Origin of the sequence: Spiroplasma endosymbiont of Nomada rufipes, from assembly GCF_964277355.1 — a bacterium.
Lineage (GTDB): Bacteria > Bacillota_I > Bacilli_A > Mycoplasmatales > VBWQ01 > Spiroplasma_E.
The window spans coordinates 599508-622661 of the sequence record NZ_OZ195517.1 but is presented as its reverse complement, the minus strand read 5'-3'; the positions used below and the strand labels follow the sequence as shown (position 1 = coordinate 622661).

26 protein-coding genes and 2 pseudogenes are annotated in these 23154 nt (G+C 23.5%); 12 read left to right on the top strand and 16 right to left on the bottom strand.

Annotated features, from left to right (window positions below):
* Position 1 precedes the first annotated feature (1 nt).
* The 4 genes from ACICQF_RS03365 to ACICQF_RS03350 are packed head-to-tail and all read left to right on the top strand — an operon-like array spanning position 2 to position 5248.
* The gene (locus ACICQF_RS03365; RefSeq protein WP_395472762.1) at positions 2-1894 is read left to right on the top strand and encodes a hypothetical protein; all 1893 of its coding nucleotides are present in this window, start codon (positions 2-4) and stop codon (positions 1892-1894) included.
* A 4-nt stretch (positions 1895-1898) separates the two neighbouring features.
* Positions 1899-2021, top strand: coding sequence for a hypothetical protein (locus ACICQF_RS03360; protein WP_395472761.1), 123 nt, complete (start codon positions 1899-1901; stop codon positions 2019-2021).
* Between the two features lie 13 nt (positions 2022-2034).
* On the top strand, positions 2035-3273 hold the full coding sequence (locus ACICQF_RS03355; protein WP_395472760.1) for a hypothetical protein: 1239 nt from the start codon (positions 2035-2037) through the stop codon (positions 3271-3273).
* The gene (locus ACICQF_RS03350) at positions 3224-5248 is read left to right on the top strand and encodes a hypothetical protein (RefSeq protein WP_395472759.1); all 2025 of its coding nucleotides are present in this window, start codon (positions 3224-3226) and stop codon (positions 5246-5248) included. The genes ACICQF_RS03355 and ACICQF_RS03350 overlap by 50 nt, the downstream gene beginning before the upstream one ends.
* Here ACICQF_RS03350 and ACICQF_RS03345 read toward each other — a convergent pair.
* Both ACICQF_RS03345 and ACICQF_RS03340 read right to left on the bottom strand, forming a co-directional pair.
* Complete coding sequence (locus ACICQF_RS03345; RefSeq protein WP_338959597.1) at positions 5245-5523, bottom strand: hypothetical protein; 279 nt, start codon at positions 5521-5523, stop codon at positions 5245-5247. The two genes, ACICQF_RS03350 and ACICQF_RS03345, sit on opposite strands and share 4 nt — an antisense overlap.
* Positions 5524-5675: 152 nt before the next feature.
* Positions 5676-7382 carry a hypothetical protein gene (locus tag ACICQF_RS03340; protein WP_395472758.1) on the bottom strand — a complete coding sequence of 569 codons (1707 nt, stop codon included), beginning with the start codon at positions 7380-7382 and terminating at the stop codon, positions 5676-5678.
* A 73-nt stretch (positions 7383-7455) separates the two neighbouring features.
* On the opposite strand from ACICQF_RS03340, the gene ACICQF_RS03335 reads away from it, so the two are divergent.
* A complete protein-coding gene (locus tag ACICQF_RS03335) occupies positions 7456-7767 on the top strand; it encodes a hypothetical protein (RefSeq protein ID WP_395472757.1) in 312 nt (103 codons plus the stop codon).
* 76 nt (positions 7768-7843) lie between these two features.
* A complete protein-coding gene (locus ACICQF_RS03330; RefSeq protein ID WP_395472756.1) occupies positions 7844-8794 on the top strand; it encodes an IS30 family transposase in 951 nt (316 codons plus the stop codon).
* Positions 8795-8969: 175 nt separating this feature from the next.
* Here ACICQF_RS03330 and ACICQF_RS03325 read toward each other — a convergent pair whose 3' ends face one another.
* The 14 genes from ACICQF_RS03325 to ACICQF_RS03260 form a co-directional block, all read right to left on the bottom strand.
* Entirely contained in the window at positions 8970-9275 is a 306-nt protein-coding gene (locus ACICQF_RS03325; RefSeq protein ID WP_395472755.1) for a hypothetical protein, read from the bottom strand.
* Between the two features lie 198 nt (positions 9276-9473).
* On the bottom strand, positions 9474-10142 hold the full coding sequence (locus tag ACICQF_RS03320) for a hypothetical protein (protein WP_395472754.1): 669 nt from the start codon (positions 10140-10142) through the stop codon (positions 9474-9476).
* 462 nt (positions 10143-10604) lie between these two features.
* On the bottom strand, positions 10605-11051 hold the full coding sequence (locus tag ACICQF_RS03315) for a hypothetical protein (protein ID WP_395472753.1): 447 nt from the start codon (positions 11049-11051) through the stop codon (positions 10605-10607).
* Positions 11052-11064: 13 nt separating this feature from the next.
* Positions 11065-11919: a bifunctional 5,10-methylenetetrahydrofolate dehydrogenase/5,10-methenyltetrahydrofolate cyclohydrolase gene (locus ACICQF_RS03310; RefSeq protein WP_395472752.1), complete on the bottom strand. Its 855-nt coding sequence runs from the start codon at positions 11917-11919 to the stop codon at positions 11065-11067.
* A gap of 21 nt (positions 11920-11940) precedes the next feature.
* Positions 11941-12936, bottom strand: coding sequence for a potassium transporter TrkG (locus ACICQF_RS03305; protein WP_395472751.1), 996 nt, complete (start codon positions 12934-12936; stop codon positions 11941-11943).
* A gap of 35 nt (positions 12937-12971) precedes the next feature.
* On the bottom strand, positions 12972-13922 hold the full coding sequence (locus ACICQF_RS03300; protein WP_395472750.1) for an IS30 family transposase: 951 nt from the start codon (positions 13920-13922) through the stop codon (positions 12972-12974).
* A gap of 72 nt (positions 13923-13994) precedes the next feature.
* Positions 13995-14126 carry a hypothetical protein gene (locus tag ACICQF_RS03295; protein WP_395472749.1) on the bottom strand — a complete coding sequence of 44 codons (132 nt, stop codon included), beginning with the start codon at positions 14124-14126 and terminating at the stop codon, positions 13995-13997.
* Between the two features lie 210 nt (positions 14127-14336).
* Positions 14337-14603 (bottom strand): 30S ribosomal protein S15, encoded by a 267-nt coding sequence (gene rpsO / locus ACICQF_RS03290; protein ID WP_252319942.1) that lies wholly within the window; start codon positions 14601-14603, stop codon positions 14337-14339.
* Positions 14604-14770: 167 nt separating this feature from the next.
* Complete coding sequence (plsY, locus tag ACICQF_RS03285) at positions 14771-15484, bottom strand: glycerol-3-phosphate 1-O-acyltransferase PlsY (RefSeq protein WP_252319945.1); 714 nt, start codon at positions 15482-15484, stop codon at positions 14771-14773.
* 42 nt (positions 15485-15526) lie between these two features.
* Positions 15527-15832 carry a SemiSWEET family sugar transporter gene (locus tag ACICQF_RS03280; protein ID WP_281748102.1) on the bottom strand — a complete coding sequence of 102 codons (306 nt, stop codon included), beginning with the start codon at positions 15830-15832 and terminating at the stop codon, positions 15527-15529.
* The gene (locus ACICQF_RS03275; RefSeq protein WP_342218051.1) at positions 15825-16115 is read right to left on the bottom strand and encodes a SemiSWEET family sugar transporter; all 291 of its coding nucleotides are present in this window, start codon (positions 16113-16115) and stop codon (positions 15825-15827) included. The genes ACICQF_RS03280 and ACICQF_RS03275 overlap by 8 nt, the downstream gene beginning before the upstream one ends.
* A gap of 117 nt (positions 16116-16232) precedes the next feature.
* On the bottom strand, positions 16233-16397 hold the full coding sequence (locus tag ACICQF_RS03270; protein ID WP_395472748.1) for a hypothetical protein: 165 nt from the start codon (positions 16395-16397) through the stop codon (positions 16233-16235).
* A gap of 61 nt (positions 16398-16458) precedes the next feature.
* Entirely contained in the window at positions 16459-16626 is a 168-nt protein-coding gene (locus tag ACICQF_RS03265) for a hypothetical protein (protein WP_395472747.1), read from the bottom strand.
* Between the two features lie 124 nt (positions 16627-16750).
* Positions 16751-17701 carry an IS30 family transposase gene (locus ACICQF_RS03260; RefSeq protein ID WP_395472746.1) on the bottom strand — a complete coding sequence of 317 codons (951 nt, stop codon included), beginning with the start codon at positions 17699-17701 and terminating at the stop codon, positions 16751-16753.
* A 521-nt stretch (positions 17702-18222) separates the two neighbouring features.
* Between ACICQF_RS03260 and ACICQF_RS03255 the strand changes: the two genes are divergently transcribed.
* The 6 genes and pseudogenes from ACICQF_RS03255 to ACICQF_RS03230 all read left to right on the top strand — a co-directional run bounded on the left by ACICQF_RS03255 (position 18223) and on the right by ACICQF_RS03230 (position 23144).
* Positions 18223-18879: a hypothetical protein gene (locus ACICQF_RS03255; protein WP_252320708.1), complete on the top strand. Its 657-nt coding sequence runs from the start codon at positions 18223-18225 to the stop codon at positions 18877-18879.
* Between the two features lie 16 nt (positions 18880-18895).
* Positions 18896-19567: a (d)CMP kinase gene (gene cmk / locus ACICQF_RS03250; RefSeq protein ID WP_395472745.1), complete on the top strand. Its 672-nt coding sequence runs from the start codon at positions 18896-18898 to the stop codon at positions 19565-19567.
* Positions 19568-19594: 27 nt separating this feature from the next.
* Complete coding sequence (gene der, locus ACICQF_RS03245; RefSeq protein ID WP_395472744.1) at positions 19595-20926, top strand: ribosome biogenesis GTPase Der; 1332 nt, start codon at positions 19595-19597, stop codon at positions 20924-20926.
* 438 nt (positions 20927-21364) lie between these two features.
* A pseudogene (locus tag ACICQF_RS03240) lies at positions 21365-22285 on the top strand (PTS transporter subunit EIIC).
* Between the two features lie 187 nt (positions 22286-22472).
* Positions 22473-22538 (top strand): annotated as a pseudogene (locus tag ACICQF_RS03235) (hypothetical protein); the annotation flags it as partial.
* Between the two features lie 78 nt (positions 22539-22616).
* Entirely contained in the window at positions 22617-23144 is a 528-nt protein-coding gene (locus ACICQF_RS03230; RefSeq protein WP_395472743.1) for a PTS transporter subunit EIIB, read from the top strand.
* Positions 23145-23154 lie beyond the last annotated feature (10 nt).

Below are 23154 nucleotides of genomic sequence, written 5' to 3'. Positions count from 1 at the left end.
TATGATTAACAAACTTTGAACTGGTGTCAGTTTAGAAAATTATAATAACTGATATCCATTAACTGGAACAATTACAGAAACACCACGACAATATATAAATACATGACCAAATGTTGATGATTGATTTAAAACATTTGCTATTCGTGCTCAAAATGATATTAATGCTTATCTTGATTTTATTTTATCTAAATTTCCTTTTGATAGTTTTAAAGATGAATTAATTAAAGAAACTTTAAGAGATATGGTTTATGTTATGGTTGAACATTGAGTATTTAATCGTACACCAATTGAATTTAATGTTGATGCTACTATTCAATTTAATAATGGTAATCAATTTAGTGCAAGTAGTACTCCTACGATTAATATTTGAGATTTAACACCTAGTAGAATGAAAATATGAGCAAGATTAACAGAATTAAAACAAATATTTTCAAATTATAATAATGATGAAATAGATGTTGAAAAAATTGACTTAAAAGCATTTTATACTAGAAACCAAGTTAATGAATTAATTCAAGAACAAAAAGAATTTACATTATCAAAGCAAATAAAATTATATGATGATACCATTAATGGTAATAAAAATGAAACATATAGGGGACCAGTTACAAATTTAATAAATAAAGGTTATGTTGCAACAGAATATGACTCAAAAACTGAAACTATGATTTTAGATTGACCTAATGAAATTGGAACATTACCACCTGATGTTTTACAAAACAATCCACAAATTGGTGATTATACACATGCACCAACTTGTGATTTTTCTGCTAAACAACAAAAACGAATTACTACAAATGAAAATGAAATTACCAAATTAAATAGTGAATTAATTAAAACAAACGAAAATATTAATGATGTTAAAAATAATTGATTTAATATTGAAACTAGTCCCTTATGAAAAAAAGTTGAAAATAATAATATAGAAATATTTAAATGATATTTTATTAAAATCAGTTATCAATATTCAACAGAAAATAACTTTATGAAATTTTATAAAGTAATTAAAATTTATTTAAATAATGTTTTTAACGAATTTGAATTGTTAAATGTTGATTCCATGACTTATGGAGAACAAATACAAAATAAAAATATTTTAAATATTGGAACTATTTACTATAACAATAAAAAGAAACAATTTAGTGGTGGTGGTAATTCTTATCCTGAACTTGGAAAAATTAATTTAATTGGTGATATAGAAGAAATATATCAATATCAAGGAATAGATACACCAACTGAATTTATAGCAGAAGAAAATACTGAACATGATTATTATACAAAACTAGAAACAAATCAATTATTAGATAAAAAACAAGATAAGTTAATTGCTGGTGAAAATATTAAAATTGATGAAAATAATAAAATTAGTGCTACTTGCGGGAAAACTGATTTAACTGATTATTATAAAAAAGAAGAAGTAGATAAAAAATTAGACAATAAAATGGATAAAGACCAATTCAAATATGCTTTTTCTATAAATACTATTGGTACTGAAATTCCTAATTTAGAAACTACTGATAAAACTGTTGCTGGTGCTATTAATGAAATTATCAAAAAACAACCACAACCAATTCCAATTCCTCCAAGTAGTTCAATTTGAAAAGAAGTAGGAATAAGAGAAAAAAATAAATGAGATAATTGACAAATTACTTATGATTTTATAGTTAATAAAAGATATAAAGTTTATTATTCTTGAAATATATATAATAATGTTTTTGCAATTAAAGAATTTATTATAACTAATACAAAAATAGCAGGTGTACCAATAGAAGTTTTTAACAATAATACTAATGTCTTAGTTTTATCAGTACAACACTCAAAATTTATTAATATTTATTCTTTAAAAGGTAGCGATAAAGGTAATACATGAAAATTAGAAGAATTACAGGAATAAAATTATGATTTGAAAAATTATAAAAATTATTTTAAGTTTAATTGGAGTTTTATTATCTTCTGCTGTTGTTGGTTTAATTATATTTATTATAGTAAAAATTGTCTTAAAAATTAATCAAATATTTTAGAAAGGAGAAAAAAATGAAACCTTTTTGACCAAGAAAAGATAAAACAAATATTAATAATAATGAAGAAAAATCTAAATTAATTTTTTTAGAAAATAAAAGTACACACACTTCTATTTTAAGTTATTTTGGTTTTAATGATTTTAATCATGAGACTTATTTTACTGATTTTGTTGCTGAAAATAATGCTAATTTATATAATGCTCCATTGGATATTAATAATGAAACTATTAAACAATATTTAATTAAACAAGAATTTTATAGAAAGAATTGAAATTCTATTTTTAAATTAAGCAAATTAGGAATTAGTGGTTATTTAATTTATATTGCTAATGATGATTTATATTTTCAAGTAGTAGATATACAGCAAAGAATTTATGATATTACTGGTAAATTAATTCAATGTACTATTTTTTATGATAGTTATCAACAAAATGCACAAACAGTAAGATTATTTGAAGTTTATAAATTAAATAATGAACAAGTAACTATTAATCGTGCAATTTATAGTATTAGTGATAATAAAAAACAATTTCCTTTACCTTTTAAAGAATATAATAATAATCCTAATTTAGAACAAGAACAAACATTAAATATTAATTATATTCCAATAGCAATTATGAGAAATAAAGCAAATGAGTTAGCAGATTGTAATAAAGTAATGGATAAAATTAAAGCATTAGATGTTATTTATGAACAAATTGTTTTAGATACTATTTTAAATTCACCAAAGTTTATTTTTGACCAAACTTATGGTAATGCTAAATCTACAATGGATGAAGCCGTAAGAACATTAGTTACTAACAACTATATTTGAAAAACTACTGGTGATAATAATGAAAAAAGTGAAAATATTAATATGACAAGTAGTAATTTTAAAGGTAAAAATTTAACTGATATATATGATTGAAATATTAATGAAATATTTAAACGTTGTGGTATTCATATACCAAGTCAAAAGAAATCAGCACAACAATCGGTTCCCGAAAGTACAGCGGTAAATATTTCAACTATTAATTATATTGAACAAAAATTATGACAATTTAATATTGATATTCTTAAATTTATTCAAATATTAGTACGTTTAGATAAAGATTTATTAAATAGTAAAACATTTAATATTAATGATGAACAAGAAATTAATAACTTAACAGTTAAATTAAAATTATTTAATCCAGAAAATAACCAATTAATAGGAGAAAACAATGGAAAAAAACAACAAACCACAAACGAAGTTTCCACAGAAACAAACTAAACTTAATCAAGCAGAAATAGAAAATGATTATTTAATTGATAATATTCCTTATGATTTTACTAATATGATGAGTGCTACTAGTGACCCTGATATTAATAGAGCATACGATGAATTTAAAAAAAGAAAAATTTATATTTATGAAATTGAACGTTTATTTAAAAATAATGAAAATAATAGTTTAAGATTTTCAGCAAATACTATTAAAATAGGTTTTATTGATATTGATAAAGTATTAAAAACTACTGCTGTTGAAACATCTGATTTTACTATGCAATTAAATCAAAGAGCAAGTACTAATATTAATGACAATACAATTGAATATAGTATGACTGATATTAAAAATTTAATATTTCAAGAAATAAATTTATTAAATCAATTTAAGTTATATGCAGTTAGTATAAATGAACCATTAACTGAAAATAATATTGATAATTTATATATTATTAATAATTATTCAGAACCTTATCAAAATCCAAAAACTAGAAGTACTAAAAGTATTACTATTATTAAAATTAAAGACTTTAAAACAAGAGATGGTTATCCAATTATTATTAAATTACAAAAACCACTAGATAAAGACACCAAAGTTATTGGTTTAAAAATTAAAGCACCTAGAAGCATGATTTTTGGCAATATAAAGGTACTTGGTGAAGTCGACAATATGGAGGTATACCCAAAGTTATTTGTCAAAGATAAGATAGCATTTCCGCTATTATCAATGCCTATTGAAACTCAACCAAAAGTTAGAATATTACAACAATGATTTAGTGAACAAATATTACCTTGAAATTTAGCAAAACAATTTATAGGACAAGAAAAATCAGTTTTAGATTTAATTGCTATTGGTGGTGGTAGAGAAACAAGAAAAGAAATTATTAATAATGCAAGAGTAACTAATGCTAAAATTGGTTATGATGTTTCTAAAAATTCAAAAGTATGACCATTATCTGATGAACTAGAATTAAAAGATAAAAAATTAGAGTCATGATTTTTAGTAAGTGACTATAATTTATTTATTTCTACAACAAATAAATTTCATGATGTTGAACTAGAAATAAAAGATAGACCACCAATTGATAGTTTACAAAAAGTATTATTAGATATGTTAACTTATACATATACTTATAATAGAAACTTTGATGGTGCATCATTAAGTAATGTTTTAAAAGAAATGAATGATTTAGATAAAATTCGTGCTAAGTTTGAAGGACAAAAACCAAATGAAGTTATTACTAATTTATTTAAACAATGAGAATTAGATTATCCTAACTATACAAATTTACCACAAGTTAAAATATTAAAACAAATAGTTATAATGCTATCAAAAAATATTTATTCAACCATGTCTATTAATAACGGTTTAAATGATGACTATAAATTATTATTACCTTATTATTTTGAATTAAAATCAAATCCTATACATTCTACACCTGATAAGATTTGAGAATTTAAAGATATAAAAGTAGTATTAAAATCTGCATATTTTGATTTTACAGATATCAATAACATTAAACTAAAAAACAATGACATTAGTCAAAATGAATTATTGAAATTAGATGATAATCAATTTAACTGACTATCCATAACTAATGAATTAGAAAGCAATAATATACCATCATTAATTCCGGCAGATTGAACATTAGGTAATGGTGAATATGGAAAATATTTTACAAGATTAATTATTAATAAAAATAAAACCGAAAATGCTTTAAATTTATATGGTTCAAATAAATCACAATTATTTTCTAAATTAGAATTTTATAAAGAAGTTTTACAAATTGACAATAATAGTGAATTTGAATTACAAATTGAAAATCCAATTAATAACTTAAATCGAATTGAAGTTAGCGGACTATTTGGTGCTGGTAATTATGATTTAATTTTAGTAACAAATAAACAAGAAATAAATTTAAATAATATTAATTTATTTGATAAATATAATGAAAATATTTCTTATATAAATTTAGAAATTTAATTATCAAAATATCCATCTGGATAAATACCATCTCATTTTACTGCATCATCAGTTAATTTATTTGATGCTCAGTAAAGAGTAATTTTATGTTTATTACTTACTGGTCTTGCTCAAATAGTTGCCCCCCAGTGTGCTTCATGGTCGTAATCATAAAAATATGTTAATTGATTATTTTTATTATATGAAACTATTCCTAAGATTAAACCGGTAACACCAGTTATTACAGCAAATGATAATGATATTTTTTGAAAATTTGTTTTTATTCATGTTTTCATAATAAATATCTCCTTTTTTTCCTTGATTTTACTTTTAAATTGTACTATTTTTGATTATTTTTACAAGTATGCTTTTAAAAGCAAAATAACGCCTAAATTAAAGGTGTTTATTTTTTTGATACCTATACTATTAATTGTATTGCGCTTATTTATTATATTGCAAATGTGAAGATACTTTTTTTTACAGTAGCATTATTTTTACCCTTAATTACATTTTTATATGGATATAATGCATAAAATAATGCATCATAAGGGTCTTGATACATATTTTTGTCAGGAATGTTAGTTTTGGTTTGGTCATAACGTAATTCTTCTAAACATTGAGTTGTTTTTGGTAAATCATCTTTATTTGCATAAAAGTTTCCATAACTCATAATATTTCTCATTCAAACTACTCTATTAGTTAATCCGGCTTCTTGATTTAAATTTGAAGCATGTTTAATAGCGGTTTGTGTTATTAAAATAGTATTGTGTTCATCAATTAATTTTTGATTTAATCAATCCATTGCTGTTCTTGCTTTATCATCATAAAAATAAATTGCTTGTTCAAAATTTTCAAAATTATCAATTAATCCTAAAATTTCATTAACATAAGCATTAATTTTTTCATTTTCATTTATAAAATCATTTGGAGTAACTACTAATTCACAAATAATATAAGCATCATAATAACCAGTATTATTATATTCTTTAAAACCAACTACCATAAATACAGTATGGTCTTTTGGTCCCGTAGCTCAATCAATACCAACACTATAAAAATCAAATTTATACATTTCTTTTTTTTGATTATAAAATTGTTTTAAATCATATGATTGTCAATATTTTACTGTTTTTTGAAATGGGAAAATTGTTGCATCGCTATCTAAAAATTCAAAACCATAATAAACAGTATTATATTCATCTGGATTACTTTTTTCCATTTCTAATAATGTTCTTTGTTGAATGTCAGGTAATTTATTTCAAAATGGTTGAATAGTAAATCTTAAAACAAATAAACCTAAACCACTAAACATATCTTTATTTTCATAATAAACTTTACCAACTTTTTTAAGATTTTTCATGACTTCATCATTTAATGGTAAAAATGGTGTACAGTATTTTAAATAAAATGGATGATATTTATCATAAGGATTACATGTAAAAGTAATGAAAAAACTTTTATAAAAATAACGAGTAATCTTTTGTCCAAAGGTAGAACTATATATATTTTTATCAATAAATGTTCAACTTCACTCTTTAATAGGTTTATTTGATACTTTAATACGATTACTTCTAAACATAGAGTTTTGTAAACGTTCATATCGATATATTAATTGTTTTTCAGTTAATGTTTCTTTTTCTTCTGCCATAATAATTTCATCTGTTCTTGAACCTAAAAAACTTGACCCACCTGCTTCTTTTCCAAAAATCTTATTACCATTAGCATAACCAATAAAGTCAATTTGTTGATTACTTGGAAAGATAATACATCCCCCATCCTTAGTAATTTTTCATTTAATGCCATGTGGATTATTAGGTAATAAATTAATATTATATGTATCTAATAAAACTTGACAAACATTCATTAAAGCACCAATTGTAGTTTCACTATGAGTATTTTCATATCTTCTTACTTCTTGAACACTACTATCTCTAAAATTACAACATATAAATAAATCAAATGCTAAACAGTTTCAAGTTTTTCTTGTTCCACGTGCTGTTGGAACAAAACGATAAAAACAATTAGTAGTAAAATATTCTGCTCATTCATCACCAACAAATTCTTTAAAAATATCTCAACTAAAACCATAATTATTATCACTAAAATTAAGATTATATTTTTTATTTAATTGTCCATAACTACTAATAAAAGCCATATTTACTCCTTATTTTTTAAAAAAAATTAAACTTAAATTATTAACAAACAAAAATTAGAAAGGAGCATTAAAAATGTTTATATTACCATTCGCAAATCATTTTGATTGAGACAAACATGATTTTAATCAAGATGAATTAAGTTTAAAACAAACAGAAGAATTATTTGCAAAAATAGATGATTATTTATGAAGTATATGTGATAAATCTGAATATAAATCATATAGATTTAGACAACGAAAATTAAAAGCAAAAAAAGGTTTATTAACTTATAAACGACGTATTTGTACACATTATAACACAAAAACACAAAAAATGGAGTACGTATCATTATTAGATAATTATCTTGGTGTTAAAAAGCTGAATTATACTTGTAAGTGCAAGTAAATAAAATTGCAAAAAATTCTCATATAAAAATTTCATAATGCTAAATTTAGTTTAGAAAAAAGTAAGGAGTTTTTATATGAGTTATAAACATCTTGGCATAGATGAAAGGATTTATATTGAGAATCAATTGAAATTTAAATTTAAAATTAGTGAAATAGCTAAAAATCTTAATCGAAGTATTAGTACTATTATTCGAGAAATTAATAGAAATAAAGATAATAATCATTATTTTTCATTAATTACACAAAATAAAGCTGAAAATCGAAAACAATCACATATTAGTTTTCATAAGTTTAAAAATAAGAATTTAGTAAAATATATAGAACAGAAATTACTATTAGGTTGATCACCTGAACAAATTTATGGCAGAATTAAAAATTTTCATAAAGAGTGAGTTATTAGTTTTAAAACAATTTATACTTGAATTTATTTTGGAATGCTTGATAAAGTTACTAGTAAAAATTTAAGAAGAAAAGGTAAAAAACGAAAATCTAAAGAAAATCGTGGCAAGTTTAATGGTAAATCAATTAAAGAATGAGATATAAATGTTAATGATCGTATAACACTTGGTCATTGGGAAGGAGATACTATAGTATCATCACGAGGTAAAAGCAAATCATGTTTAATAACTTTAGTTGAAAGAGTATCACGATTTACTTTAGCAATATTAGTTAAAAACAGAACTACTAAAGTTATTAATAAAAATGTCAGTTATTATTTATCAATTCTTCCTAAAAACATTGTTAAAACTATTACTTTTGATCGTGGCAAAGAATTTTCAAATTGACAACAACTTGAAAAAAATTTAGATGTAAAAATTTATTTTGCCAATCCATATTCACCTTGACAAAGAGGTACTAATGAAAATACTAATGGTTTAATTAGAGAAAAATTTCCTAAAAAATTTATTTTTTCAAAAACTAATAAAAATGAAGTTCATAAATTTATATTGTCTTTAAATCAAAGACCGAGAAAAATACTGAATTATCTTTCACCAATCGAATATTTGGATAGAAAAATAATTTAGTTGCACTTACCTTTACAATTTAGCAAATAAATAAAAATAAAATAAAACTTATTAAAGAAAACTTTAATAAGAATTTTTGAGTTATAAAAGTAAGTATTATTGTTGACTAATATTTTTGAAGTGTTAAGATTAACTTACAATTGCATATTGAAGTCTAAATTATTCTCGTCTAAACTTATAATTTAAAGACAAATTTGAATATTATTGACAACATCGGTATGCTCCCAAATAGTGCTTGGATTTGTACTTTAGTAAATGATGGAATTTGAATTGGAATTAATGATCGTATTTGTTTAATTGTGAGTGCTTGAATTTGTTTACTTGTAAAAGATGTTATTTGTTTTATTGAGAAATATGGAATTTGTTCTTGTGTAAATGCTTGTATTTGTTTTTCTGTAAATGAAATTATCTGTTTTTCAGTAAATACTTTTATTTGTTCTATTGTAAAACTTTGCATTTGTTCTTGTGTAAATGCTTGCATTTGTTTTTCTGTAAATACTTTTATTTGTTCTTTTGTAAACGCTTGTATTTGTTCTGTTGTAAATGCTTGAATTTGATTTTCTGTGAAATATGGTATTTGTTCAGTAGTGAATGTGGTTATTTGTTTTTCAGTAAAAGTTACTATTTGTTCTTTTGTAAAACTTTTAATTTCATCTTTTTTAAATAGTGGAATAGGTATTTATTTATGATTTAAAATATAATCAGTGTGTTCTTTATTAACGTAGTTTATTAGACAACATGTTTTAAGAATTTTTTCAAATTCTGGTTTATTATTTATTATTTTTCTTGTTTCATTTAATTGTTTACCTATAAAATTTAAAGGTTCTTCATTGTAGGGTTTTAATTTTCTAACTTCAAACTCTTCTTGATAAATATTGTGATAGTCTTGTAAGTCACTTGAATCCATAATTCTTGCTTGTCCGATAATATATTTTAAAGGGTTACTATCAAAAAACATAGATTCAGCGGCAAATCCAGCTAAATCAATTCGTAATAAGGTATATAAGTCATTATCACTTATATTTTTAATTTGATTTAAAGGTATAAACTGATCAGATATTGTTCTTCCAAAGTATTGGAAATCTGAAGTGATAGATTCTAACTTTTGAAATTTGTTTTTAAATTTAGAATCTAAAATAATTGTTGTATGTCCTGCTTCATGAATACAAGTAATGTCTTGATCATTAGATTGTGTAAAATCTGCAATAGATATATTTTTAGGTTTTCAATCTTTAATAGTTTCTTTATTATAAATTGTTTTAGCATTAGTATTTTGTAGTTGATTATTAAAAACTGGTGTGATTAATAATCATAGTTTAAATCAATAGTTTGGATTAAAATATTTCATAATTTTTGTACTCTTTCTTTTAAAAAAATAAAAAACCCACATACTTTAAAAATAAAGTAATGAGTTAAAACTATAAGTTTAGTTTATGATTATTTTTATAACAAATTTTATAATTTTTGCATACAATATGATTTATTTTTTGATTTAGAACTTTAATGTTTTATATTAATTTAAAAAGTTAAATATGATTGTAAATAAAAGGGCTAAAATTGAAATAAATATTGAAATAAATCATGATCAATTTCTTTTTCATCAATTAGAATTTTTATATTTATAACCTTTAGTAGTAATTTCAGTTTCAGTTTCAACATATTTTATTGTAATTTCATGATTTCCTTTAAATAATAGTTCTTTTATTAAAGAATCTGATGAATTTCTAAAAGTAAAACGTAATTTTTCATTTAAAGAAACTTCTTTATTTAAAGTATCTTTATCTATTCATCAATATCCAACATCGTTAAATTATTCTCAATCTTTTTCAAAGGAAGAAATATTGAAATTATTTTTTACTATTTTTGAGATTCAAAATTTTACAACGTAAATATTATTTTTTAAAAGAAATAAGTTTTGATTAATTTTATTAATAAACTCATTAGTTTTTAAATTATATTCATTGTTAATATTTATATATTTTTTACTTAAAATATAATCTCAAGCAAAATTATTCATTCCTTTTATTCAATCATCATATAATTTTTGTATATTAACTTCTATTTTAAAAATAATAGTATTATTTTCATTATGTATTTGATAATCTGAATAATTTTCTGGTTTTAAAAAATGTAAAGGACTATCAAAATAAACACTATTTGTTGAAATAGTTTCTTTTAAAAACTTAAATTTTAATAATTCTAAATTATTTTTTTCAATATTATTTAATCTTTTTTTAATCCAATTTTTCTTTAACATTTAATTTTCTAATTTAATTATATTTATTATTTAATTGATAGCAAATCATTAAATTTTCTAATAACATGGCAATAGTCATTGGTCCAACACCACCAGGCACAGGAGTAATTGCTGAAGCGGTATTTTTCATTATTTCAAAATTAATATCACCAACAACTTTTTTTTCTTTACCTTGATAATTAATTGCTACATCAATAATAACAACATCACGTTTAACTTGACTACTATTAATAATATTATAGACACCAGTAGCACTACAAATGATATCAGCTTCTTTAGTATAAAGAGTTAAGTCTTTAGTTAATTTATGAACAATGCTAACAGTTGCTCCTATATTAGTTAATGATAAAGCCAATGGTTTACCAACAATATTACTATCGTTAATGATAGTAATATTTTGTTTAGAAATGGGAATTTGATAGTGATTTAGTAATTTTAAAATACCTTTTACTGTACAAGGCAACATTGCTTTTTTATCACCTTGTAATAATCTTCCGGCATTAATATTTGTTAAACCATCAACATCTTTATTAATAGTAATGCTATTAATAATTGCTAATGTATCTAAATGTTTTGGTAGTGGTAATTGTACTAAAATTCCATCAATATTATTATCACTATTTAATTGTTCAATTTTATTAATTATTTCTTTTTGTGTTACTGTTGTTGTTAGTGAAAATACTTGTCCATCAATACCACATTCTTGACATGCTTTAATTTTAGTTCGTACGTACATTTGTGATGCTAAATCTTCACCAATAATTATTACTGCTAGTTTAGGTTTACGATTAGTAATAGTTGTTACTTGTGCTTTAATTTTTGCTTTAATTTGCTGGGCAATTATTTTACCATCTAAAATTTTTATCATATGTGTTCACCGTTTCTTAATTTATCCAATTAATACGTTTTCTTCAACTCTACTTATCGTTGGTTTTGATTTACGATCACTTCAAGCAAGAAAAGTAGTTGATACTCCTAATTGTCCCACAAACATGACAAAAATTAAACTAAGTTGACTAAAAATACCTAATTTGGAATTATCAAATAATGAAAGTCCTGTTGTTCCAAAAGCACTTGAAACATCAAAAATTACTTGTGCAAAGGTCATATCAGAATTATCTATTATAAAAACATTTTCAATTGTGATAATCATTACTGATACAAAAACTAAAATAAAACCAAGTGTGCCGACTATAAATGACATACGAACAGTTTGATTAGGAATTTTACGCTTGAATACAAAAACATCATTACGGCCACGGGCAATATTAAAAATTGTTAAAAGAATGATTGCTAAAGTTGTCGTTCTAATTCCTCCGACAGTACTTGCTGGTGAAGAACCAATTCACATCATTAATGATTGGATCATTTGTGAGGCAAGGTGAAATTTATTTAAGTCAACTGTATAGTATCCAGCATTTCTTGTTGACATTGTATTAAAAAAAACAGCCATAATTGCATCAGATGTCGATAAATTTTTAAAAATGGGCTCTTGCCTTGATGGAGTTATGACATTACGTGAAAAATATTCAATAAACATAAAACTACTAACACCCAATATCGCAACTAAAAAATATGTTATTAATGTTAGTTTAGTAAATAAACTAAATCTAAATTTTTTACCATGAGTTTTATTTTTAATTCAATGATATAAATCATAATAAACAGGAAAACCAATACCACTAATTACAAATTCAATAATAAAAATTAACTGCACAAAATAATCACTCTGAAAATGTTCTAATGAAGTTATACCAACTATATCAAAACCAGCATTATTAACAGCAGAAATCGAGTGGAAAATTCCCGATCATAATGCTAATAGTATGTGATTATAGTAACCTGTATTATTGTTTAGACCATATTCTATTCCTGAGATAGGCACAAAATAAAAATGCTAAATTGTAAAGGTAAGTGCAACTAAATTATTTTTCTATCCAAATATTCGATTGGTGAAAGATAATTTAATATTTTTCTCGGTCTTTGATTTAAAGACAATATAAATTTATGAACTTCATTTTTATTAGTTTTTGAAAAAATAAATTTTTTAGGAAATTTTTCTCTAATTAAACCATTAGTATTTTCATTAGTACCTCTTTGTCAAGGTGAATATGGATTGGCAAAATAAATTTTTACATCTAAATTTTTTTCAAGTTGTTGTCAATTTGAAAATTCTTTGCCACGATCAAAAGTAATAGTTTTAACAATGTTTTTAGGAAGAATTGATAAATAATAACTGACATTTTTATTAATAACTTTAGTAGTTATGTTTTTAACTAATATTGCTAAAGTAAATCGTGATACTCTTTCAACTAAAGTTATTAAACATGATTTGCTTTTACCTCGTGATGATACTATAGTATCTCCTTCTCAATGACCAAGTGTTATACGATCATTAACATTTATATCTCGTTCTTTAATTGATTTACCATTAAACTTGCCACGATTTTCTTTAGATTTTCGTTTTTTACCTTTTCTTCTTAAATTTTTACTAGTAACTTTATCAAGCATTCCAAAATAAATTCAAGTATAAATTGTTTTAAAACTAATAACTCATTGTTTATGAAAATTTTTAATTCTGCCATAAATTTGTTCAGGTGATCAACCTAATAGTAATTTTTGTTGTACATATTTTACTAAATTCTTATTTTTAAACTTATGAAAACTAATATGTGATTGTTTTCGATTTTCAGCTTTATTTTGTGCAATTAATGAAAAATAATGATTATTATCTTTATTTCTATTAATTTCTCGAATAATAGTACTAATACTTCGATTAAGATTTTTAGCTATTTCACTAATTTTAAATTTAAATTTAAATTGATTCTCAATATAAATCCTTTCATCTATGCCAAGATGTTTATAACTCATATAAAAACTCCTTACTTTTTTCTAAACTAAATTTAGCATTATGAAATTTTTATATGAGAATTTTTTGCAATTTTATTTACTTGCACTTACAAGTATAATTCAGCTATAATCCCAATAATTAAAATATGTAATATTTTGATATGAAGTGAAAGAATTTAAAATAACTGATATTATTTTTTCACCATTAATATCTTTATCATTCATTATTTTGTTCCTCCTTTTTGAAATCAAAAACCCATTTATTTTAGTAAAAAATAAATGGGTTAGAAACATATAATAATTAATAACTATATTATAACACTTTTAGTATTAATTTTATTATTGTTTAAATCATTTGTAAATCTATTTCTATGTTTAATATTATTTAGATGTATATAAAAAAATCAGTATTAATAAGTAAATACTGATTTAATATTAGTTATCTTTTAGTGATAGTGCTGTTAATAATTTATTGTATGTAGCAACATCTTGTTTTTTAAAGTATTTTAAGAAACGTTTTCTGCTTGCTACCATTTTTAACAAACTTCGTTTTGCAGTAATATCTTTTTTTTGTACTTGTAGATGGGCTGTTAATTCTAAAATTCTTTTTGTTAAGTTAATAATTTGAACTGCAGAAGAACCAGTATCCTTGGCATTTAAGCGAAATTTTTTAATCAATTCATCTTGTTTAATTTGTTCCATATTTGACAACTCTCCTTTAAATATAATTCGGCTTAAGCAAAGCTAATATCGGAGAGAATATTAACAATGTTAAGTCAACATGGTTATAATAGTACATTAATTTTAAACATAAAACAAGTATTTTTTTAAAAAATATTTTTATTGAATTTGTATAAAGAGATGATTTTTTATTTTTTTTCTTCATTTGCTTTTTTATTTTTTTTATCAAAAATAGTCACTTTACGTTCAGTATGATTAAGAATTCTTTTACAATTATCTCAATGACGAATAATAATTAATATTCAAATTAGAGCCATAGTTATATTAACAATATAGTATTGAGTGTCTTGTTGGGAAAGAAAAGAATGCAGTGGTATATTCGGTATTCATGATAAGATAAAAGCAAGTATCATCATTAACATTGAAGATAAAGATGACATTCTACTTAAATATAAAATAAATCATCAACTAGCAATTGTGATAACGCAATAAATAGGATTAATCATTAATAGTACTCCTAATGAAGATGCAGCTCCTTTACCACCACGAAAACCATAAAATAGTGGTCAACAGTGACCAATAATTGCAGCAAGACCAGTTGGATAAATATATGCTTGTTTAAACATTGTTTCATAATTAGGATTAGTAATATCAATAAAGGTTAAACCGTATGCAATTAAAATAGGAATAGCGGGCTTAAAACCATCAATAATTAAAATAATAGCTCCTCATTTACCACCCATAACTCGTGTTGAATTAGTAGCACCAGCATTTTTAGAGTAATAATCTCTAACATCGGTTTTAAATTTTAATTTACTAATAATAATTGAAGGTGAGATTGAGCCGATTAAATAACCAATGATAATAAAAATAAAAGTTCCTAATAGATTAATATGTGCCATTTTTTTCTCCATTCTTGTGCAAGTATTATGTTAATAAAAATTTTATTTTTTGGAAGTTAAATTGTTCTTTTTATCTTTATTATTATAATATAAATTATAAATTATTAATGTTAATAATATGATATTAATAACTGTACCAAAGGCATTTGCTGCTAGTAAGGGAATGTTTTTAATTAAACTAGCATAAATTATGAATGAAGTTAAGCCTATTTGATATATGCTATAAGAAATTAACGATAAACCTTTTGTGTTTTTAGTTTTAATTAGTTTAATAGTTTGTGGTAAAAAGGCAACTGAAATAAAAAAGGCACCTATATATCCAATAATATCAATTGCAATATTAGACATTTTTTTCCTCCTTATTTTTTTGTTTAATTAAATTGTTAACAATAATCCCAATTATTATGAAATTTAGTGTAGCAGTAATAGTTTGACAAGTAATCATGGGAATATCATTACGAAGTATGCCAAATATTAAAAAAGTAAGACCCCCCAGTTGATAGATACTATATGAAAAAATAGAAAGACCTGAAGTATTTCTTGTTTTAATTAGTTTAATAGTTTGTGGTAAGAATGCCAAAGGAATACAAACGGCTGCAAGATACCCCAATATTTCTATAAAAATGTTCATTTTTTCTCCTTTTAATTAATTTAATTTATCATAATAATTATAATAAAATATTGTGAAAATAATTATTTATTTTATTTTAAATAATAAAAAATGTGTTTTGCTAAACACATCATTAATTTATTTTTCTTCTTCTTTAATGAAACATTTTTTACATAAAGATTTTCCTTCTTTTATATCAAGAATGTCAAAAGGTTCAAACATCATTCCGCAATCAAAACATTTTACAGTTTTTGTTAAAGATTCATCATCAGTTTTTTTGTTTTTTTTATTGAATAATTTCATTATATCCTTCCTTTCTAAATATATTAAATAAGTGTGTCATTAACACACTTATTTAATATATTTATTTAGCACAATCTTTACACAAACATTTACCATCTGCTGCTTTAGTACATTCAGATGAATTTTTCATTTTCCCACAACCATCACATTTTTTTTGATCTTTTGCTTTTCCAGTTTTATCCTTTTTTTTAAATGGTCACATGTATATAACTTCCTTTCCTCATATCATAATTACTCTATTCAATTATAACAAATTTTATTATTTTCTATGGTATTAACTATTTTTAAAACTTTTTTTGTTAAATTTTGATTAATTATTTTTTTCTATTGCTAAATTGTAAAGGTAAGTGCAACTAAATTATTTTTCTATCCAAATATTCGATTGGTGAAAGATAATTTAATATTTTTCTCGGTCTTTGATTTAAAGACAATATAAATTTATGAACTTCATTTTTATTAGTTTTTGAAAAAATAAATTTTTTAGGAAATTTTTCTCTAATTAAACCATTAGTATTTTCATTAGTACCTCTTTGTCAAGGTGAATATGGATTGGCAAAATAAATTTTTACATCTAAATTTTTTTCAAGTTGTTGTCAATTTGAAAATTCTTTGCCACGATCAAAAGTAATAGTTTTAACAATGTTTTTAGGAAGAATTGATAAATAATAACTGACATTTTTATTAATAACTTTAGTAGTTCTGTTTTTAACTAATATTGCTAAAGTAAATCGTGATACTCTTTCAACTAAAGTTATTAAACATGATTTGCTTTTACCTCGTGATGATACTATAGTATCTCCTTCTCAATGACCAAGTGTTATACGATCATTAACATTTATATCTCGTTCTTTAATTGATTTACCATTAAACTTGCCACGATTCTCTTGAGATTTTCGTTTTTTACCTTTTCTTCTTAAATTTTTACTAGTAACTTTATCAAGCATTCCAAAATAAATTCAAGTATAAATTGTTTTAAAACTAATAACTCACTCTTTATGAAAATTTTTAATTCTGCCATAAATTTGTTCAGGTGATCAACCTAATAGTAATTTTTGTTGTACATATTTTACTAAATTCTTATTTTTAAACTTATGAAAACTAATATGTGATTGTTTTCGATTTTCAGCTTTATTTTGTGCAATTAATGAAAAATAATGATTATTATCTTTATTTCTATTAATTTCTCGAATAATAGTACTAATACTTCGATTAAGATTTTTAGCTATTTCACTAATTTTAAATTTAAATTTCAATTGATTCTCAATATAAATCCTTTCATCTATGCCAAGATGTTTATAACTCATATAAAAACTCCTTACTTTTTTCTAAATTAAATTTAGCATTATGAAATTTTTATATGATAATTTTTTGCAATTTTATTTACTTGCACTTACAAGTATAATTCAGCATTAAAATTTTGAAAACTTATTAAATTAAAAGTTAATAAGAATTTTTGTTGTGTATAAATATTAATTTTATTTTTCATTTTTTTAATATTTGTATTTTAATTGCAATTCATTTAATTTATTAGTAAGATAAATTTACAATTGCATATAATTACAATTATTTCTTGTCTATAATTTTAAAGAAATGTTTAAAAAGTAATTATATCCTCCGTTTTTGTTACCGTCCCTTTTATTTAATAATGTTTAAAAGAAAACTAAGTAAAAACAATTATTTTTTAAAATATTATCAATATTATCAATAGTTAAATTTGTATATTATAATGATTTTATATATTTATGTTATAATCAAGAAAATTATCATTACTATTAAAAATAAATCAATATTGGAATTTTTTAAATATTAATTTGTGGGTGCTTTAATGACAAGAATGGAAAAATATAAAAGTTTACGTGAACAAATTGCTAAAGAAATTAAAGAAAATAGTAAGCTTTGAGAACAAGAACAAAAAATAGAAAATTATTATCAGCAACTAATAAAAATTGATAAATCATATTTTGAGCCAATTTTTCAAAAATTAAATTCTGATTTAAATTTAGTTAATTTTGAAAATTATTTTATTAAAAATAATGAACAACATTTAGATGATAATGATAAACTAATATTGGAAAATATGTTAGAAAATATTAATAATATTTTAAAAAAATATAGCGAAAATATTGATTTTGAAATAGTTGATGTGCCATTAATAAGTACTAACTTGGAATATCAAACGTTAATTAATAGTATGCATAATAAAATAAATGAATTTCAAAAAGACTTAGAAAGTAAAATTCATGATGTCAAAAATTTTGTTAAAAATTTAGAATTTAAATATAAAAAGTATAAAATAAATAATAGTGATCTTAATAAAGAACTAAAAGAAATTAATCAAGAACATAATAATTTTCAAGATGAATTACAAAAAGTTAAAATTAAGAATAACTATAAGTGAAGTTTAACAGTATTTAGTATTATCATTATTTGTTTAATTTTAATAGTCGTGTTAGTATTATCATTAATATTATTTATTAAGTAGAGAATGGAGAAAAACAATGTACCCAAAGATTAATATTGCAATAGATGGTCCAGCAGCTAGTGGTAAATCAGCAGCAGCATATTTACTTTCTAAAAAAATTGATTATCAATTTATGGATACAGGAATTATGTATCGTAGCTTTACTAATTATTGTTTAAAAAACAAAATTGCTTTTGAAAGTGAAGATTTAATACTTGCAGCATTACAACTTTTTGATATAAGATGAGTTAATGGTCATTTTTTATTTAATGATCAACCACCAACAGAAGAAATTTATGATAAAAATGTTACTAGTAAAGTACCAATAATTGCTTCGTTATCTGAAGTTAGAAAAGTTATGTTTGCTAGAATTCAAGAAATGGTTAGAAGTCAAGGCTTTATTGTCGTTGGCAGAGATATTAGTAGTGTTGTTTTACCTGATGCTCAATTAAAGATTTTTTTAACTTCTAGTTTACACGCTCGTAGTGAAAGAAGATATAAACAGTATATTAAAGAGGGTATTAATATTACACAAGAACAAGTATATAACGATATGGTAATTCGTGATAATGTTGATAAAACTCGTAGCATTGGTCAACTAGTAATTGTTGAAGATGCAGTTATTTTAGATAATAGTGATTATAATTTACAAACGACCGTTGATAAATTAAAAGTTTTATATGATAATTACTTTAGTCATAAAAAATAATATTTTAAATATAAGGATTTGAATAAAATGAATAAGTTACCAAAAGTAGTAATTGTAGGACGCCCTAATGTTGGTAAATCTTCAATTTTTAATCGTATATTACAAAAAAAAGTAGCAATAATTGAAGATATGCCTGGAGCAACTAGAGATCGAATTTATGGCATTGGTGAATGATTAACACAAAATTTTGTGATTATTGATACGGGTGGTATTACTAAAACGATTACTAATTTTACTCAACAAATCAATCAACAAGTTAATATTGCTTTAGCTGAGGCTGATATTGTTTTATTTGTTTGTTCTTATCAAGAAGGTCTAACTCACGAAGATGAAGATATTTCTAAATTATTATACAGAACTAAGAAACCGGTTATTATTATTGCAAATAAATATGATAATGTTCAAAACGATAATGATAAAATTTATGATTATTTAAAAGTTGGCTTTGGCGAACCAATTTTAGTATCTGCTAGTCATGGTGTTGGTTTTGGTGATTTATTAGATATGATAATTACTAAATTACCAAAAGAGGTTCATACAGAAAAAAAAGAACATATTAATTTAGCAATTATTGGTCGTCCCAATGTTGGTAAATCAAGTTTAGTTAATACTATTCTTCAAGAGAATAGAGTTATTGTTTCACCAATAGCAGGAACAACAACTGATGCTATTGATAGTAATTTTGTTTATAATAAAAAACAATATTGTGTTATTGATACTGCTGGAATTCGTAGAAAAGGAAAAATTACTGAAGATTTAGAAAAATATAGTTTAATTAGAACTACTAATGCTATTGAACGTAGTGATATTGTTTTGTTTTTATTAGATGGTAGTGTTGAAATTCAAGAACAAGATTTAACAATAGCAGGAATGGCAAAAAATTTAGATAAGCCAGTTATTATTATTGTTAATAAATGAGATTTAGTTAAAAAAAATGAAAAAACAATGCAAGAGTTTACTAAAAAAATAAAAGAAAAATTTAAATACCTTGAGTATTCTTTTGTTGTATATTTATCTGCTTTAGAAAATACTAGAATTCATACTTTATTTGCTACTATTAATGAAGTATTAGTTAATATGAATTTAAGAATTAAAACAAGTATTCTTAATGAAATAATTAATAAAGCTCAATTAATTAATGAGCCGCCCTACTTTAAAGGTGGTAGATTAAAGATATATTACACAACACAGGTTGAAAAAAATCCGCCTACTTTTATTTTAATGGTAAATGATCCACAACGATGTCATTTTTCTTATGAACGTTTTTTAATTAATCAAATTCGTGAACGATTTGGTTTTCAGGGTGTACCAATTAAATTAAGATTTAGAATGCGTAAGTCATTGTATAATAAACAATAAAAAAGTGTAAAATTTTGTGATTATATTTATTTAAGAAAAATTTATTGTATAATAATATTTATTAAGATAAAAAACTAATGATTAGAAAGTGTAAATGATTATGCTAAATTTTTTAACATTAGAGTCGCACAATAAAAGTTTATCAACATCGGCAATGTGAATAATGTTTATCATTGGTTTGATTTGTATTGGTATTATTTTTCTTGTGTTTTTTTTATTTAAAAGAAAATTACGTAAAGAAAGGAGCCTGATTAACGAGCAATTTTTATTTAAACCAAAAAAAGTTACATATCAAGTTTTTCATTTTTGAAATAAAGCTCTTTATATATTTTTAATGTTTTGTGCAACAGTTGGTGCCATTGTGCTATTATCAGTTTCAATAAGTTCAATGTTTTAATTTTGAAAAATTAAGAAAAAGTTTTAGGAAGGGGTTAAAATATGGGTTTAGTTTTCTGAAAAAAACATAAAGAAAAAAACGATAGTATAACAATTTATCAAAAAAAAAAAAAAAAACTAGAGCAAGAATTAAAAACCTCAAAAGAAAAAAGTCCTTGAAATAATGTTTTAAAATTTTTACAAGACTTAGGTAAAGCATTACAATTTCCAATTGCAGTATTACCATTCGCTGCTATTTTAAACAGATTTGGAGCATTAGGGCTTACATTTACTACTACAACTGATGCTGGTGTTATGCATGTTACTAATGAAGTTGGTTATTGAATTTCATATATTATTCAACAACCAGGAAAAATAGTATTTGATAATTTACCATTATTATTTGCTTTAGGTTTAGCTAAAGATCATCGTGGTGAAGCTGCATTAGTTGGAGCAGTATTTTATTTGGCAATATCTGCAATGACGTCAATTTAACATTCATTACCAGAAATGTTATATAAAAATGTTTTAACTTTTACATCAAGTAAAGGTGAAAAATTTTCGTCATTATTTTATGTAGAAGAATTTGGAACAGATGGTAAAACTATTATCGGTGGTATTTATGTATTAAACATTGGTGTTTTTGGTGGAATTGTAGCGGGGTGTTTATCTGCATTTTTATATAATAAATATAAAGAAATTAAACTTCCTCAAGCATTATCATTCTTTGGTGGTAGAAGATTTGCACCAATGGTGGCTTTAGCAATAACTATTCCCACTGCTTTGGCATTTGCTATTGTTTGACCATGAATTCAATTAGTATTAATGAAATTTGGTCAATTAGTTGCTAATCCAAATAATCCAGCAGTTGCTATTCCAGGAACAGCAGTTTATGGAATATTAAATCGTTTATTATTACCTTTTGGATTACATCAAATCTTAAATACTTTTTTTGATTTCAATTACCAATTAATGGTCAGATAATATCTCCAATTACAGGTGCCGCATCTGGAACAACGGAATGAGTAAATGGAGACATTAATGCTTTTACTAGAGGTATTGAAGGATCTGGATTTTTTCAATCAGGTTTCTTTCCTATTATGATGGGTGGTATTCCTGCTGCTGCCTTAGCTATGATTATGGCAGCTAAAAAAGAAAATAGAAAAATGGTATCAGGATTTTAGGAGGAGTTGCTTTAGTTTCTTTTATTAGTGGAATCAATGAACCAATTGAATTTTCATTTGTATTTATTGCTCCATTATTATTAGTAATTCATGCCTTATTAACAGGGATATTTATTGCAATAACGACAGCATTGCATATCCAAGTTGGTTTTGGTTTTAGTTCTGGAATTATTGACTATTGCATTTCTTTTGCTCAATCATGAGGATTTGCTAATCATGCTACAGGTGCTTATCATATTACTTCAAATCCACTATGAGTATTATTAATTGTGGCTGCTGGTGGAGTTTATTTTATTGTATTTTATACATTAATTACTAAAATGAATATTGAAACGCCAGGAAGAGAAGAAGATTTTGGTGTTGAAGAAAATAAAGTAACAACAAAATCAGAGTTAAGCAATAAAAATCTTAAAAGTGATAAATATACATTAATGGCAACAAAATTATCTGCACCAATTGGTGCAGATAATTTTGTTGAAATTGATAATTGTGCTACTAGGTTACGTTTGATTGTTAAAGATACATCACGTGTTAATTTGGCAAAAGTTAAGGCCCCAGGAGCATTTGGTACTAAAATTTTGAATAAAGAAGCTTTGCAAATTGTTATTGGTACCGATGTTGAACATGTAGCCAATGCAATAAAGACACAGTTACGCTAAATTGTAAAGG